Annotated in this window: 16 protein-coding genes; 4 read left to right on the top strand and 12 right to left on the bottom strand. The window is 31.8% G+C overall.

The annotated features are described in order from the left end of the window. Positions 1–252: 252 nt before the first annotated feature. Positions 253–393, bottom strand: coding sequence for a hypothetical protein (locus G9F71_RS04425; protein WP_164952284.1), 141 nt, complete (start codon positions 391–393; stop codon positions 253–255). A gap of 331 nt (positions 394–724) precedes the next feature. Between G9F71_RS04425 and G9F71_RS04420 the strand changes: the two genes are divergently transcribed. The 3 genes from G9F71_RS04420 to G9F71_RS04410 are packed head-to-tail and all read left to right on the top strand — an operon-like array spanning position 725 to position 3,488. Continuing rightward, a complete protein-coding gene (locus G9F71_RS04420; protein ID WP_164952285.1) occupies positions 725–1,432 on the top strand; it encodes a LytR/AlgR family response regulator transcription factor in 708 nt (235 codons plus the stop codon). 1 nt (position 1,433) lies between these two features. Beyond that, entirely contained in the window at positions 1,434–2,813 is a 1,380-nt protein-coding gene (locus tag G9F71_RS04415) for a sensor histidine kinase (RefSeq protein WP_164952286.1), read from the top strand. 36 nt (positions 2,814–2,849) lie between these two features. Further along, complete coding sequence (locus tag G9F71_RS04410; protein ID WP_164952287.1) at positions 2,850–3,488, top strand: FlxA-like family protein; 639 nt, start codon at positions 2,850–2,852, stop codon at positions 3,486–3,488. Between the two features lie 399 nt (positions 3,489–3,887). Here G9F71_RS04410 and G9F71_RS27170 read toward each other — a convergent pair whose 3' ends face one another. Further along, positions 3,888–4,019, bottom strand: a complete 132-nt coding sequence (locus G9F71_RS27170) for a hypothetical protein (RefSeq protein WP_258881030.1) — start codon at positions 4,017–4,019, stop codon at positions 3,888–3,890. Between the two features lie 358 nt (positions 4,020–4,377). Here G9F71_RS27170 and G9F71_RS04405 point away from each other — a divergent pair, with 358 nt between their 5' ends. After that, entirely contained in the window at positions 4,378–5,052 is a 675-nt protein-coding gene (locus tag G9F71_RS04405) for a YczE/YyaS/YitT family protein (protein ID WP_164952288.1), read from the top strand. Positions 5,053–5,367: 315 nt separating this feature from the next. On the opposite strand, the gene G9F71_RS04400 is transcribed toward G9F71_RS04405, so the two are convergent. The 10 genes from G9F71_RS04400 to rnk form a co-directional block, all read right to left on the bottom strand. Beyond that, positions 5,368–7,605, bottom strand: coding sequence for an ATP-binding cassette domain-containing protein (locus tag G9F71_RS04400; protein WP_164952305.1), 2,238 nt, complete (start codon positions 7,603–7,605; stop codon positions 5,368–5,370). A gap of 136 nt (positions 7,606–7,741) precedes the next feature. Further along, positions 7,742–8,449 (bottom strand): DNA alkylation repair protein, encoded by a 708-nt coding sequence (locus G9F71_RS04395; protein WP_164952289.1) that lies wholly within the window; start codon positions 8,447–8,449, stop codon positions 7,742–7,744. 101 nt (positions 8,450–8,550) lie between these two features. After that, positions 8,551–9,054: a hypothetical protein gene (locus G9F71_RS04390; protein WP_164952290.1), complete on the bottom strand. Its 504-nt coding sequence runs from the start codon at positions 9,052–9,054 to the stop codon at positions 8,551–8,553. A gap of 284 nt (positions 9,055–9,338) precedes the next feature. After that, on the bottom strand, positions 9,339–9,761 hold the full coding sequence (locus G9F71_RS04385) for a VOC family protein (protein ID WP_164952291.1): 423 nt from the start codon (positions 9,759–9,761) through the stop codon (positions 9,339–9,341). Positions 9,762–9,808: 47 nt separating this feature from the next. After that, entirely contained in the window at positions 9,809–9,961 is a 153-nt protein-coding gene (locus G9F71_RS04380; protein ID WP_216275562.1) for a hypothetical protein, read from the bottom strand. Between the two features lie 154 nt (positions 9,962–10,115). After that, positions 10,116–11,525: a L,D-transpeptidase family protein gene (locus tag G9F71_RS04375; RefSeq protein WP_164952293.1), complete on the bottom strand. Its 1,410-nt coding sequence runs from the start codon at positions 11,523–11,525 to the stop codon at positions 10,116–10,118. A 282-nt stretch (positions 11,526–11,807) separates the two neighbouring features. Next, entirely contained in the window at positions 11,808–13,004 is a 1,197-nt protein-coding gene (locus G9F71_RS04370; protein WP_164952294.1) for a TerD family protein, read from the bottom strand. Positions 13,005–13,431: 427 nt separating this feature from the next. Beyond that, complete coding sequence (locus G9F71_RS04365) at positions 13,432–15,030, bottom strand: M56 family metallopeptidase (RefSeq protein WP_164952295.1); 1,599 nt, start codon at positions 15,028–15,030, stop codon at positions 13,432–13,434. 17 nt (positions 15,031–15,047) lie between these two features. Further along, positions 15,048–15,431, bottom strand: coding sequence for a BlaI/MecI/CopY family transcriptional regulator (locus G9F71_RS04360; protein WP_164952296.1), 384 nt, complete (start codon positions 15,429–15,431; stop codon positions 15,048–15,050). Between the two features lie 296 nt (positions 15,432–15,727). Continuing rightward, a complete protein-coding gene (gene rnk / locus G9F71_RS04355) occupies positions 15,728–16,129 on the bottom strand; it encodes a nucleoside diphosphate kinase regulator (protein ID WP_164952297.1) in 402 nt (133 codons plus the stop codon). Positions 16,130–16,158 lie beyond the last annotated feature (29 nt).

The raw sequence follows: 16,158 nt of genomic DNA, 5'->3' as shown, positions 1-16,158 counted from the left end.
TTAACCAGCCCTTATAATTTATATCTTTTAGCAAGTAAAAAAATGTTCTCCGCTATGCTTCGCCCATTTATTTACAAATACCCCCGAGGCCAATGTCATCAAACTAAAAATACACAAAATGAAAAATAAATATTTCTTGAAAAGAACAAAATCTCCCTACGGTCGAGTATTAAAGTGATGCTCAGTGGATAATATGCATGTAACCATTATATTTATGTGCTTTATGTTCATGTTCGCATCTACTACAAACTATTAATTCAGGCACCAATCCTTGCTCCAAATTCTAATAATATTCCAACCTCTACTGATAGCAACATTTAATCTATTTTCTCCGCCATCTTGAGATAAGGAACCAAAGCTAGCCGCTACTCTATCACTCTCTCCATAATACATCTTACCAAAGTAGTACTAACTAAATTGGTTACCTTATATGAAGCGATAATTCTTTTATCTAATGATACTTCAGATGACTATATGGGTAAATTTATTAAAAAGAGAGATTTAATATTTTTAAATACATCGAAAGAAATAATTTAAAATAAAACTACTCATTACATTTTCAAACCCCATTATTACAATCTCCTAAACTAAGAAAAATAACTTCCGATATAAGAACTGTGTGAAAAACATAATTCTTATTTTTTTTATTATACATTGTTCTATGAATTGTTGTATTTACTCGAAGGGAGGAAGTATATGATATAATTATTGCCGAGGTGATTTTATGCTAAAAATAGCAGTTTGTGATGATGAAGTTTATCAAAGAATCCCACTTATACATATGATAAAAGAAGCGTTGCAACTTAAAAACATACAATATCTGTTATATCAATATGAAAGTGGCGAAGAATTGCTACAGTCAAAATTCGAAATAGATTTGTACTTTTTAGATATACGAATGAACCAACTCAATGGAATAGAAACAGCAAAGAAAATTAGGGAAACAAATGAAAAAGCAATTATTATATTTATAACCGCACTTAAAAAATATGTATTTGAAGCTTTTGATGTGAGAGCTTTTCATTATATCTTAAAACCTGTAGTAGAAGAAAAGTTAAGAGAAGTTCTTTACTCTACTTTAGCACATTTTGATGATACAGATAAATTTATTCTTGCAAAAACCATTAGCCAGTCCACCAAGATTCTTATTAAGGACATACTATATATAGAATCACAGCTTAGAAAAATAAAGATTCACACAACTTATGACGTCACTGAATATTATTATAAACTATCTGATATTGAAGAGGAATTGAAGGACTCCAATTTTTTCAGATGCCATAAAAGCTATATTGTAAATTTAAAGTATGTAAGAAACTATGACTCTGTCTTTATAACCTTAAAAACTGGTGAAAAGATATATGTTTCCAAATATAAATTTCCTGATTTTTCAAAGGCCTTTATGTATTATTTAAAAAGTGAGGGACTATAATATGGGGAATTCAGAAATTATTGATAGAATTGGGTTTTTATTTACCACCCTTGCCATTCCTTTTCATTATATAATCCAGTACTATTTCTTAAAGAGATTCCTAGGCTTTAAGAATAAAACCTGGATATTTATTTTTTTCGTAGTTCTTCTTACTATTTTAAATCTTTTAACTTTTAACATACATTCTCCCTTAAAAATTATAGTAAATGATTTGCTTTGGTTTACAATTTTATACTACTTATGTTATGGTAACTTTTTTCTAAAACTCTATGCATCCATTGTACCAGATGCAATTTCATTACTTATTTATATCACTTTTTTAAGTTTTGATTTCCATATTGTAGCCTATATAGGCACATTAAATACGGCTTCTGCACGCGCTATTCTCATTCTTTGCCTAATAAACTTTGCCCGAGAACTTATAGATTTAGCTCTATTTTACCTGTTTTTGAAAAACATATGCAAACTTTTAAATTTGAAAGAAAGGAATGTAAACACCTATCAAAGCTTATATTTACTTATCCCCTGCTTGGCAACCTATAGCTTGATATTGATTTTCTATTTTGTTCAAGCCATTCATGTTGACAATAAAGAGTATTATCTACTTTCCATTTTTCCTGAGATTTATTCTGCTGTACCTATTGTAAGTATTTCTTTATTAGTTTCCATCCTTGTTGCTGCATATACCTTTAATAAAATGCTTCAAGGTGAAGAAACTCAGCAAAAAAACTTACTAATGGAACAACAATTTAAACTCCAAATTGATCACAGTAAAAATCTTGAAGGTCTTTATAGTGGTATCCATAGCATCATGCATGATATGCACAACCATCTTCTTTGCTTGAAAACTTTAGCTAAAATGGAGAACACAGTAGAGATAAATAAATATCTGGATGCACTTGGACAAACTATAGACAAACTGGATTGTAAAATTAAAACAGGCAACGCTGTTTCTGATGCAATTATAAACGAAAAATATAATATTGCCAAAGTTGAAGGTATCGATTTTGTCTCTGACTTCATCATCCCTAAAGAACTTCTGCTAGATCCCGTAGATTTATGTATCATTTTGAGCAACACCTTAGATAATGCGATTGAAGCTTGTATGAGGATTCAAGATGAATCTATTTGTAGAAAAATTTCTGTTATCTCTTACCTTCGTGATTTATACCTAATCATTGAAGTTTCCAATAGTACCATAGGAAAACTTCAATATAAAGAGAATATAATCGTGACTCAAAAACATGATAAAGCCAATCATGGCATAGGAATTTCCAATATAAAAATGATAGTGAACAAATATAATGGAATCTTGGATATTGTAGAAGAAAAAAATAAATTCATTTTGAATCTTATGCTTAAAGTAAAAGAAGATCAGTGATATCTTATGCACTGACTACAAAAGGAGATGTATTAAATGAAAATCCATTCAAATGCTTGTAACTCACCGTTAAAACAATGCCTAGCTAATAGTAGTAAAGATTCTACAAAAGACATTGAAACAGAACAAAAACAACTTGATAAAGAAATCCAAGGTCTTCAGAAAAGAAAATTAGATTTGAGCAAAGAAATTGAAAATATAAAAAATGATTTTGCACCACCCAAGCCTAAGGATGAGTTAATTAGACCTCTAAAAGACCAATGCCAGGCTTTGGATAGTGAGATACAGCAGTTGCAGGCAGAAAAAATGAAAAAGCAAAGTGAAAAAGTGAAGGAATCCTCAAAGAACAGCGACAATAAAAAGTCCAGTTTCACCGCTAAAAATATTGAATGCAAAGATGACCCTTCTTCTAGTGAGGGTAAAATTAAATCTGCTTATGAATTATTGAAAAGTTTTACTACTCAAAATGGGTTTACAAATGAAACAAAAGTAAAAAGCACTTCAGAAAATTCAACTGTTCTACTCCCGGAAGAAACCAATTCTTCTGATGTTTTTAATACTCGTGACTCTCTAAAAGCTATTGCTGAAAAAAAGAGGAAGAAAGATGCTATTTCTACATATAAGATTATGGAAAATGGTGGTCCAGCTAATCCTCGAACAAATTTGCTCATATAGGGATGTAACAAAGATGGGAGACATTATAGATGCCGTATTTATAGATAGGATGGAACTTGGAGGAGATTTCTCAACAATTTACCCTGGGAAAATTTAAATTATACCTATCAATATAGCATAATGTCTTTCAACTGTTGTGGAATATTTTTATAAAATGAATCAAGTATTAAATATGCTTTAGAAAGTAAAAACACTAGTTTTTATAATAAAAAATAAGCTCCTGATGATGTCAAGTCATTAGGAGCTTTGTTATAGTAATAATCTGCTTAATAAAAAAGCAAATCACAATATATCTAAAACCTTATTAACTACCCAATGGCAATATTATTCCAAAGTATAGTTTGTTGCACCTGAAAATGAAGAGACATCTGACAAACTTGACTCGCCTCCTTCTCCTCATCAAACCGTGCTTGCGGTCTTGCCACACACGGCTTTTAGATATTTTTCTTCTGTTATAATGCCCTCATCTAATAATTCTTTATATTTCATAATCTCAGCTGTTACTCTTTGTTGGTTCCACTCTAATTCCAATAACATCACCTCGATAATATTGCACAATATTATTGTTAGCATTTTGAAACATACATTCAGTGTTCTATAAAAAACCTAGCAATTACGCTAGGATAAAACATTACCACTGCTCCGTTTAGTGATAATGGCATTTATTAATATAAATTTTAAAAGGTTCAACTGTTGACACCGTTTACTAAGATATAGTAAAATGAAAACAAACGAAATCAATCGAAACAAAAACAAACATAATCAAACACAAATAAACCTTGGTTAAAAGATGCTTTTGTGTTTCTACAAATTTATGTTTTGTATTCTCACATCGAATAAATAGGTTGCACATTAAGCAACTATAAAATATAAAGAAAGGGATGAAAATATGACTAAAAAAATAAATCTAATTAAAAGACTAATTATATTTTTTGTAGGAATGAGTATTATACAGATTGGAGTAGCTTTGTTTTTAAAAACTAATATTGGTTCCGATCCATTTACTCTATTCACTCAAGGATTATCATTTTTATTAAATAAAACACCAGGAAATGCTAATATGATTATTTTATTTGTATTGTTTTGCATAATACTTGTAGTTGAAAGACATCGTATAAAGATAGGAACAATTATATGCGTTGTTGGAGTAGGACCCATTATTGACCTTGGAGTAAAGGCTGTTTCATTTTTCCCAATTGCATCTTTAAATATTGGTATAAAAATACTTTTAGTTATAATCGGTTGTGCTTTAATTGCAATTGGATTTTCTATACTTAAAGCAAGTGATCTAGGTGTTGCACCAAATGATATTATTCCATTTATTATTAAAGATAAAACTAATTTAGAATATCGTTGGATTCGTATGGCATTAGATATTAGTTTTTTAATAATTGGATTTACCCTTGGCGGAATATTGGGAATAGGTACAATAATATCTGCATTGTTAATAGGTCCATTCATACAATTTTGTCTTCCCTATGGAGAAAAGTTCGTAAATATTATTGTTAAAAATCAAACTGAAGATGAAATTGAAAATGAAGAAAGTGTATCTTTAAGGGCTTAAATTTAAAAGGTAATTTATAATAATTGGATTTAGGAGGCGTATTTTCGAACAAAATGCTATGTATTGGTGAATTGTTAACTTTAGATGAGCTAGATGGCAATAAACTAAAATCTTTTAAGATAATACATTTTGGTTCTGCAACAGCACTAATGAACACTTTCACAAAGACCGTGGCATGTGAACAGAATATCAAACGGCAAAAAAAATAGTGCCCTTTCACAGGCACTATCCTTTCTAAGCTACATCAACTGTACTAGTATCAGTAGTGATTATTTTAGCATCTTTCTTGCCAATTAAGTTACCATTAGCTGCCATTTACAAGTACCTTGCAGTAATGGATTCTTTACAGTTCTTCAAGTCAGCTGGTGTCCCTTCAAAAATAATTTGACCACCACGGCTGCCTCCCTCAACACCCATATCAACGACCCAATCGGCGTTCCGGATGACATCAAGGTTGTGCTCAACAACAATAACCGTGTTACCCTTATCCACTAGGCGGTCAATGATTTTCAAAATACTCGTAATATCAGACATATGGAGACCTGTTGTAGGCTCATCCATTATATAGATATTACCCTTTTTACTCAACTCTCTAGCAAGCTTTAAGCGTTGAGATTCGCCACCTGACAGCGTATCCAATGGCTGACCCAATGTCATATAGTGAAGACCAACATCTGCGATATGCTTCAGCTTATTGATGACTTCTTTTTGCGTAAAGAATTCTACGGCTTCTGCTATTGTCATGTCAAGAACCTCAACTATGGACTTTTTATTACACTTGTAGTCTAAAACCTCTCTCTTAAACCTTTTGCCACCACATTCTTCACAAATAGTTTCCACTGAATTCATAAATGAAAGATCTGTTTCGATAAAACCGCGTCCTTTACATGCCTCACAAGCACCTTCCGAATTATAACTAAACAATCCCGCACTAACTTTGTTTTCATCAGCAAATGATTTACGAATCATATCCATAATTCCTGTGAAAGTGGCTGGATTAGAACGTAGGTTAGAGCTTACTGCTGACTGATCAACAATAATCGCATCTTTATATTCATTCGCAAAGACACCGTTAACCAGTGTTGATTTGCCAGAACCTGCAACACCTGATACAACCGAGAATATCCCCTTAGGTATTCTTAGACTAACGTTTTTCAAATTGTGTAGGTTACTCTTCTTTGTTTCATAAAAATCAGTACTAATTCTTGGCTTACTCTTAATCTGCAAGCTTCTTCCGATGTATTCACCCGTTAATGTATTTGAACTCAAAAGTTCATTGTATGAGCCTTCAAACATAACCCTTCCACCGTTAATACCTGCCTTTGGACCAACATCTACAATATGATCTGCTATCTTTATAACGTCTGGGTCATGCTCAACTACAATAACTGTATTGTCTTTATCCCTTAACTTAACTAATAATTCATTCAACCTATGGACATCTCTAGCGTGTAAGCCTATGCTTGGTTCATCAAATATATACATAACATTGATCAGGCTGCCGGTAAGGTGCTTAACCATTTTAACACGTTGTGACTCACCACCCGATAAAGTGGATGTTTCTCTGTTCAAACTTACATAATCCAGCCCAATCTGAATCAAATCATTCAATCGCTCTGACAAGTTATCAATTATAGGTTTTACTTTTTTGTCCTCAATCTTTTGTACCTGTTCTAAAAGTGAATCTACTTGCATTGCAGTAAAATCTGCGATTGTATAACCCATTATCTTTGATGATAATACCGTTTTATTATATCTTTTTCCACAACAATCATCGCATTGTCCTTCCGTTGTAAAAGGCGCAATTTTCTTTTTGGATGCCTCTGATTTCTCAAATTCAGTTTTAATGTTTGACCTGATAAATCGCTCAACTAGTCCTAAATATGTAGTATTAATGTCCTCCATTAATGGGGATTTTATTTTTTCTTCTTTGCAAAATACGAGCTTGTCGTATTCATCTTTTGTATAATCCTTAATTTTTTTATCACAATCAAAAAAGCCTGTTGCTGCATAGGATTTCCAAATCCAATTTCCTACTTTAAAACCTGGAAGTAAAATTGCACCCTGGTTTAATGATTTTTCTTTATCCAAGGCCTTGTCAAGATCCAATGTAACTATCTTTCCAATGCCTTCGCAGGTCTTACACATTCCATTTGGATCATTAAAAGAAAAATAACTGGAAGGACCTATATGAGGCTGCCCGATGCGTGAAAATAATAATCGTATTATTGGATCAATATCTGTAATTGTACCCAATGTTGAACGGGAATTTCCGCCAATTCTCTTTTGCTGCACAATAATCGCTAATGATAAGTTTTTAATAGCATCAACATCAGGATGTCTATATTTGGGCATAAACACTTGAACGAATTTACTGAAGGTTTCATTTAACTGCCTTCCAGCTTCCTGCGCAATCGTATCAAAAACGATGGATGATTTACCAGAACCTGATACCCCTGTAAAAATTGTTATCTGCCCTTTTGGTACATTTAAATTGATGTTTTTCAGGTTGTTTTCCCTTGCCCCTATAATTTCAATATATTCATATCCCATATTATCCTCCTGTTCAAATACATCCAAACTACTTCATATAAATTTCAACTAATTCATAGCATCTCTTTTTTGTGGTATCCCACGGTTTTTCTGTTAGTACTAATAACTGGATAACTTCGGTGCTTGTCACCATACTTTAACATCTTACATGTTTACGTTTAAATCCTATTTTTCCTTTATCAACTCCATTTTGAATATATTCTATTGCAATATTCGTAAGGCAGAGTTTTTTGCCTATAAAGACATCTACCTTTCCTACCTCACGCGCAATTTTCTTTGCTTCTTCATGAAGCGGCAAATATGAAACGCCAACAGATATAATAAAATTGTTCATAGCAAATTTAGCACGATTTGGCTGGTTGTGTATCGTGTCACGCACCCTATTAAGCATTGCCAAAAGCTTATCCTTGTCGAACTCACTGTCTTTACGAGTGCCTAACAACCACTCGTAGCAACTCCAGCCAGCCGCCACTTCTAATTCTTTTCCGCTATCAATCCAGCGGTCGGCAACGGAAAATGCAATATCTGTTTCGGCAAGGGTTACTGCTACAATGAATTCCGAAATCATATAAAAATAAGCGCCATCTATCCATCTGTTAAAATCTTCTTCCACCATTTTCTTTGGCTCAGCTATCATGCCGGCTAAATACATGGCATCGTAATTTCCTGTTGCATATAGCTTCTCTGCCAAAGACTGATTGTATTTTATTTTCTTGAAAATCGGCTTCATATCGTTTATGGTTACGCCAAAAACAGGTTCTCTCGCTCCATTGCTCATGTAAATTTTTTTCATACGTTCTTTACCAAGGGACTTCAGTTCATCCATGATTTCGTTTAGTTCCATTTGTAACATCTCCTTGAAATTTATAGTAAAATTCATAAATTAATAATGTCAACGGCATCGCTTATTAATGACTATTATAATACTATTGCTAATTATGAACTTTATCTGTCTTTAACCCCGTGTTTTTCATTAATTTCAAATATATTAATAGCGTAAATCATGGCTTTATTCTTAATATGAGTGAACCACACCTCACCATCACCAACCATAACTCCTTGATAATTTACAAAAGTTTTTGTAACATCTTGATTTAATAATGCTTTTTTTACATCTTCAGTAATAATTGTATTGTAGCTTTTTATAAAATTTTCTTTGGATTTTATTTTTATTTTTTTATCTTTTTTGTTAACATTTAAAGGATAGCTAACATAATTAGCAACTTTTGATATTTCGTTATTCTGAACTAAAGATTTTATAATATTAAAAGACTTTTCGAATTCTTTCACATTAGTAATTCCTATAACTTCATATCTGTTTTTAACTTTTACATTTTGTTCAATGTTTTTACTATTTTCAGGTTGTATGCTCTTAGTTGCATATGCACTGGTAGTTGATCCTATAGCATATAAAGCCGTTAATGTTAAAACTATTATTTTTTTATTCATTTTAATCCCTCCTGAGTTTAGGTGATTTATTTTATTAGTTTCCCTCAACTAATAAGTTAATTATGCAACAATAGATAAAGATTTAAAATGCACTACATTTGATATAACTCCATTTAAGAACTCATTTTTCTAATTGTCTTATCTTCAATCATTAATGACATTGCCCCAGGGGGCATGAACAATTTGTAAACACAATTTGATTTGCTAATGGTTAGATGCAAAAATGGTATAGAACTTTTTCTTTATAAGAAAGTTCTATACCATTTTTATTCTTTTTTTTGCTTTTACATTTCTTTACTGTCGTAGCTAAATTGCCATCCAATATCAAACTTATCCGTTAGGCTACCGTAACACTTGCTCCAGAATGTTTCTTGAAGTTCCATGTCTACAGTGCCTCCCTCTTTTAGGTTATTAAATAAAGATTTAATTTCATCTATATTCTTACTACCTACTACAAGAGTTATGTTATTTCCGCTAGTAAAAGGAGTACCCGGAAAAACATCTGAAAACATAATATTGCTTCCAGTAATATTAAGCAGTGCATGCAACACAAGATTCTTTGCTTCTTCTGGGATAACAAATTTTGGGTCAGGTGGAGTCTGACCGTAAGTCATAATTTGTGGTTTTTCCGTTCCAAAAGCCTGTGCATAAAACTCTACCGCTTGGCGGCAGTTTCCATTAAAATTAATATAAACACCAATTGCCATTCGCTTCACTCCTAATTTAAAATTATCAATTATGATTTATTTTAATATTATATCACTAAAAATCCTGTTAATTCATAACAATTTTTAACTACAGCTACTACAACAATACTTATATACGGAAGCGACATGACTAAAGAATTGAAAACTTTTGAATCGCGAGCCAAAAAGCTACCGGCTGATTTACATAAGACTGCCTCCATTTGAACTTGCATTAGTTTCCAACTTATTTTGTATATTATACCATTTATTTAAATAAATACTATTCCATTCTCTCAATCAATTAGAGAAAGCCTACCCCATAGATTTCTCTATGAAATAAGCTACTGTTTTAAAATTAAGTGAATTTATCTGCTACTAATAACAAACAACTGGAGTACCTGTCTCTATATTATCAAATACTGTTTTTGCTACATCGTATGGTGAATTTATACAACCATGGGATCCGCCTGTCTTATACAGCACTCCCCCAAACTTATCTCGCCAGCCTGCATCATGAATTCCTATTCCTCCATTAAAAGGTAGCCAATAATTCACAGGCGAAGCGTAGCCTTCACCTTTAAGCGTTGCATTTCTTTCTTTATAATTGATCATATAAATGCCGCTGGGTGTTCTAGTCTTATCAGATCCATCATTACCTGTAACAACATCCCCTTGTGTTATCAGCACTCCGTTTTTATAAAACCATAAGTGTTGCCCTGAAAGATCTATTTCTACATATGTTTTTCCAATATCATCCTTGCCATGATACAATGCGGTTTGATAATATGCAGGTTCTTTTTCTATAGATTTCCCTTCCTTTATGATTGAAATTAAATCTTGGATTTCTTTAACCTTATTAATGGCCCATCCATAACTACCGCCACCAATATTAATTACCTTTCCTGATGATGAAACAAAATTTCTCGTCTTTGCAACTGTGTTATATTCACTAGCAAGTACGTCCATATAGATTTCAACTTGTTCTTCATTAAATGTTACTTCACTATTTTCATCAACTGTAACCCACTTATTTATTTTAGAACCATCTAAAATTTCTTTATCTTTCCCAAAAGTATAGGTAATCTTTGAAGATACATATTTGTTAAGCATGTCCCTTGTAGCAACGACCTTTGGGGATTTTGAAGTATATTGCGGCTTAACGTAGTAATTACTTGACTCCAAATCTATTGTTGTTTCACCTGTGCTAACTGCATCTATCACATACTTATATAAAATGTCTTTATTGCCCTTGTTTCCAATGACTTCATCCACAATCACATAACTATTATTTATATACTTATATCCTGCATTTTTAGGTTCAATTACCTTACTACTATCAAAACAAGAAAGCTTATCGAATTGTTCTTTTAATAAATCTTTATCATATTTAACTCCTACTATCATTTTAGAATCTTTTGTATTAAAAACTCCTGAAACCCATTTATAAGGGTTCTGTTTGTCTTTAAACTCCTTAAACTCCACATTCATATCATACTTTAAGCCAATTTCTTTCCCGCTAATTTGTTCATTTGTACCGCCTCGTTCTTTTATGTTTAACTTATATTTTTGAATCTCAGATGCCATTTGTTCATTTACAGCCTCTACACTTTTACCTGAAACACTAATTTTATTTATTGTAGAACCAAAATAAAAATGATTCATAAAATATATTGCCATCCCAAAGTATATTATAAATAAAGTACAAATAGAAATTATAATACCTAAAACAATTTTCTTACGCTTTTTTATTGACCTTATTGTTGACTTTTCTACCTCAGTTTCCATAATTTCACCCCCTCTTTTATTAATCAATTATACCTCAAAACAATCATTTAAGTAACATCTATTAACTAAATATATAGTAATTAAAGCGTAAGTCGTTGGTGTACCTTTAACATTTTTATTAACACTACTACAATAGTGTATCAGTCTATATATGCCTATTTACTGGTGAATACTTGTGCAAATCAAGCTTATTACAACTAAGCACTAGGATAGGAGTAATGGAAGATATAACTTTATCGCCACAAGCTTTAGACCAACGCCTTAGTAAATAATAATTTATCCTTATTTATAGTTATTTTTCGGTCCTTTATCCATAACTATCTCTATGTTACCGTCAGCACCCTCCTCTAACTTTGGTCTATTCTCCGAACCTTGAGTACTGTACATTTCAATAGGTTTTATTATTACCCCATCTGGTGTGTTTAATAACATGCCTGGTACACAGGTGTATATTCCATTATTATTATTTGCATTTTCTGCGGAAATCGTAACTTCTGTACCTGCGTTATTATCTATGCACATCGATACCTTATACTTATGGAAAGAACCAGAGCCATTTGACTGTGCAGAGTAAGCTACAGGAACTACTGCAATAATATCGTCATTAAAACGCATTTTAATTGTCTCTGTTTTGCTGACTTCTTTTTTTGACTTACCCCAACCTAGTTTTTTACCTCTTCCTACATCTCCCATATGCTCTACAGTACCGTTATCAAAATTTTGCAATACTGGTACACCTTTAGCACCGAACATAGCTACATCAATTTGTTTACCAGATTTAGTGTATACTAGTGCATAAATATCATAGTCTGTACCAGAATCCCAAGAAACTGATGCTGTTATTTGGGTAGTTTTTTCAATTAAAATAGGCTTCTCGCCTTTAGATAAATTTACTTTACCACTGGTCTTCTTAAGGTTAACAACTGACTTCACAGGTTGTACAGGTTGTTTTTCTTCTGCTTCCACTTCTACTCCATAATTTAAACATAATCCATCTAGACCTGCTGCAAAGCCCTTCCATACTGCCTTAGCTTTTGCACTTCCGCTTCTTAGATACAACTCCGTGACAACTATACCATTTTCAGTTGTGAAACTTGAGGGTATTAGCTGAATAACGTCACTGCCTACCTGTATTTCAGCTTTTAAGTTTTTCACACTTGCAAATCCAGTGTTGTTTCCCTCTGTCAAAGTTACAGCTATTTTAGTTATACCTCCTGATGACTTGCTTAAATCAAAATCAATTTTATGTGTTTTTGTACTTCCGCTGTCAACAGAAGGAATAAATGTAGCTATGCCATTTGGTCCTTCCATCTGGTTGTAGAATACTATTCCACTATCGCCTAAAACTTTTCCTGCATCTGTCACAAGAAAAGCTGTTAAAGATACATCTATATTTTTGTCTATATCATGTGTTACAATAACAGAGCCTTTTGAAGAACTAAGAGATGTGTTACCCCCTGTTTTTAACTCTTGATTCATATATATCCACCTTTCTTTTGATAAGTCTTGATAATTGAAACTTATAATAATGCCTTATATTACATTCTACTATGAACTGTTGCTCCCAAACAAGTAGTAAAGCCTTGTAAACAGATATTTAAATACACTGTGTTAAAATCATACATAGACAAGGATAAGAAAGTTAGAATAATAAATTTAAGCAAGGGGATTAATAAACTGGATCTTATAACTGTTTATTAGATATTTTTCATGCTTTTTTTAACTAGAAAGTATAAACTCCCGGTTTTTACTATGACCTCAGAGATCATAACAGAAACTGGGAGTTTATGTTCAACTTTTATATTTAAATTTTGCACCCTACCTGTTTTTAGGCTACTGTTCAGACATCATAGGAGGCAACTTAAATTGATTTGTCGCAAATAGAAAATTCATTAAAGGTTTTCTTTTAATAACCATGTGTATATGAATTACTAACTTTCCAATTGTCTTTAATCTTAGATACAGTCATTTGCTTTCTATCTTTGATATTTTTTACTTTATTTCCTGATATAGACCTTTGTGTTAATTCTATATCATAATAATATACTTTGGTCTGCGTCTCCTCTGAATATTTTTCAAGTTTTATGCTTTTTACAGCTACATAATAGTTGTTTTCATTAGCTTCTTTACATCTTAAATAAGACATTCTACCAGCTACAATGGCTGCATATGCAGTATCCGTCATTAAATTCTTAAACTTTTCATTAGCCTTATTACTGTCACTTACAAGGACATTTATATCTTTATTACCACCTACTATTTTTTTGTACAATTCTATGTCTTCTTTTGTTATTGTGTAATACGTGTTAATATACTTAGTTATAATACGCTCAGCACTATCACTGTCAGTATCTTTAGCCTCTTTAGCATCATTATTTGAAGAAGACGTATTCCCATCTGCATCTGACTGAACATTAGATACAGTTGTAACTTCTTCCTTACCTTTATTATCATTTGATGGTTTAGTTATACTTGAACACCCTACCATTAGGACCAAAGACAAAGCTACAATAGTCCATGTTATAGATTTTTTACTAAATAATGTTATCATAGTTATTCTCCTTTTACTATATTTATTAGAAAAACCAAGAGTACCCATAGCCAAATCGGATTTCGAAAGTATTTTAAGCATATTTATAATAGTCTGCCCATATTCTATAATCTCCTTAGAACTTAGAACAGTAAGTGCTGTTGCGTCGCAGGCTACTTCACAATCCTGCTTAAATTGATAAAGTGAATACCAAATTAGTGGATTAAACCAATAAATAACTTGAAGAAGCATTACCATTACATTTATTACCAAGTCTTTCCTTTTTATATGAGTTACCTCGTGTAAAAACACAAATTTAAGTTCTTCTGGGGTTAATCTATTAATGATATTTTCTGAAATTAATATTTTAGGCCTTATAATTCCATAAACCGCAGGTGATTTTAGATGCTTTTCATAAATAACAGATATTTTAGAATGTACTTTTAGTCTTAATTTAGCTACTTGTAATATTTTATCTATATCCGGTCTTTCACAATGAGGACTTTTCTTTATACTAATCCATAACATTATATTTACAATGATTATATATAATAGAATTGATAAAGCTCCAATCAACCAAATTAAAGCTCCAGTTTTATAGTTAAATCCCAGTCTATTATTATCTACCACCCTAGTATTTTCATATTTTTCCTTAACTACACTGCTTTCTTGCATTTTATTAATGTTAGTACTATTATTTATATTTAAAGTTGTACTGCTTGCAAGATTTTGCTTTACCATTGAATATACATCGTATCTTTGTGATTCACCATTAATAAAATTAAATGGATTTAAGTGACTTTGAATGTTCAGTGGTATTATAATTTTGAGTACAAGCAAAAACCAAATATAGTAATGAACCTTTGCACTGAGCTTTTGTCTAAAAACAGCTTTTATAACCAGTATAGCCATTGATACTATACTGCCCATTATAGATAGTAATAGAATTTGTTCAAACAAGTTGGCCCAATTCATTAGCTTTTACCTACCTTTCATTTCTTCTTCATCTTTTCATTAAGTAACCTTTGTAAGTCCTCAATTTCATCCTTTGATAGTTTTTCATCCTTAATAAAATTAGTTACCATAAGCTTAAGTGAGCCGTCATAAACCTTTTTTATAAATGATCTAGTCTCTTTCATTACACAATCTTTTTTTTCTACGAGAGGATAAAATTGAAACTGAGAACAGTCCTTATTAACACCTACAGCTCCTTTCTTAACTAATCTACTAATTAATGAATGAATAGTTTTAGGACTCCAATTGGTTCCAGGACTTAAAGCCTCAATTATATTGGTAGATGTCAGTGGAGACTTTTCCCACAATATTTTTATAACAATCCACTCCGCATCTGATATATTTAAATTTATTTCATTCATATAACAACCTCCTTCCTACAAGTGTAGTCTTTAAATACAGATTACGCTTGTAGGAATATATTGTCAAGTATTTTATTTGTTTACATAAATAAAATCTCCTTACAGTCGAGTACAAATATTATCCACAATCATTTGCGTAAGTCGTTTCCTATATAATGAAAAAAAGGCTAAGAGATTTCTCCCTTAACCTTTTGAAACTTCTAGTTCAAATGTGGATTATATTTAAAAACTAATTATCGCACAACCTACCGGGGTAACGTGAACAAATTGTAAGCACAATTTTGTTTTGCTAACAGTTATAACTTATAATGCTCCTGAGCCTCGGGTTGAAAAAGGACTTTCTTTACCTCAATCTGCACTGTTCCGTCTGGCACTTTCCATTCTATAATACTACCTTCACAATAACCGAGAATAGCTGTCCCAATAGGGGATAATACAGAAATCTTATTTTTTGAAATATCAGCTTCACTTGGGTATACGAGATTAATTTCTTCTTCAGTATCTCCAACTAATAAGATAACCTTTGTATTCATAGTGATAACATCGCTGGGCATTTGTTCATGGCTAGTGACGTCTGCTCTATTTATTTCTGCTTCAAGGTCTTTTAGATTTTGTTTGTTTTTTGAATCTTCATATTTATTAATTATTTCCAATAATTTATGCTTGTCTGATTCAGTTATAAATATTTTTCGAGACATTTGTAAGTGCTCCTCTCACGTAGAATTAT

The organism is Clostridium sp. FP2 (genome assembly GCF_011065955.2).
GTDB lineage: Bacteria > Bacillota > Clostridia > Clostridiales > Clostridiaceae > Clostridium_AD > Clostridium_AD tagluense.
The sequence above is the reverse complement of the archived record's forward strand: the minus strand, read 5'-3'. Positions and strand labels throughout refer to the sequence as shown.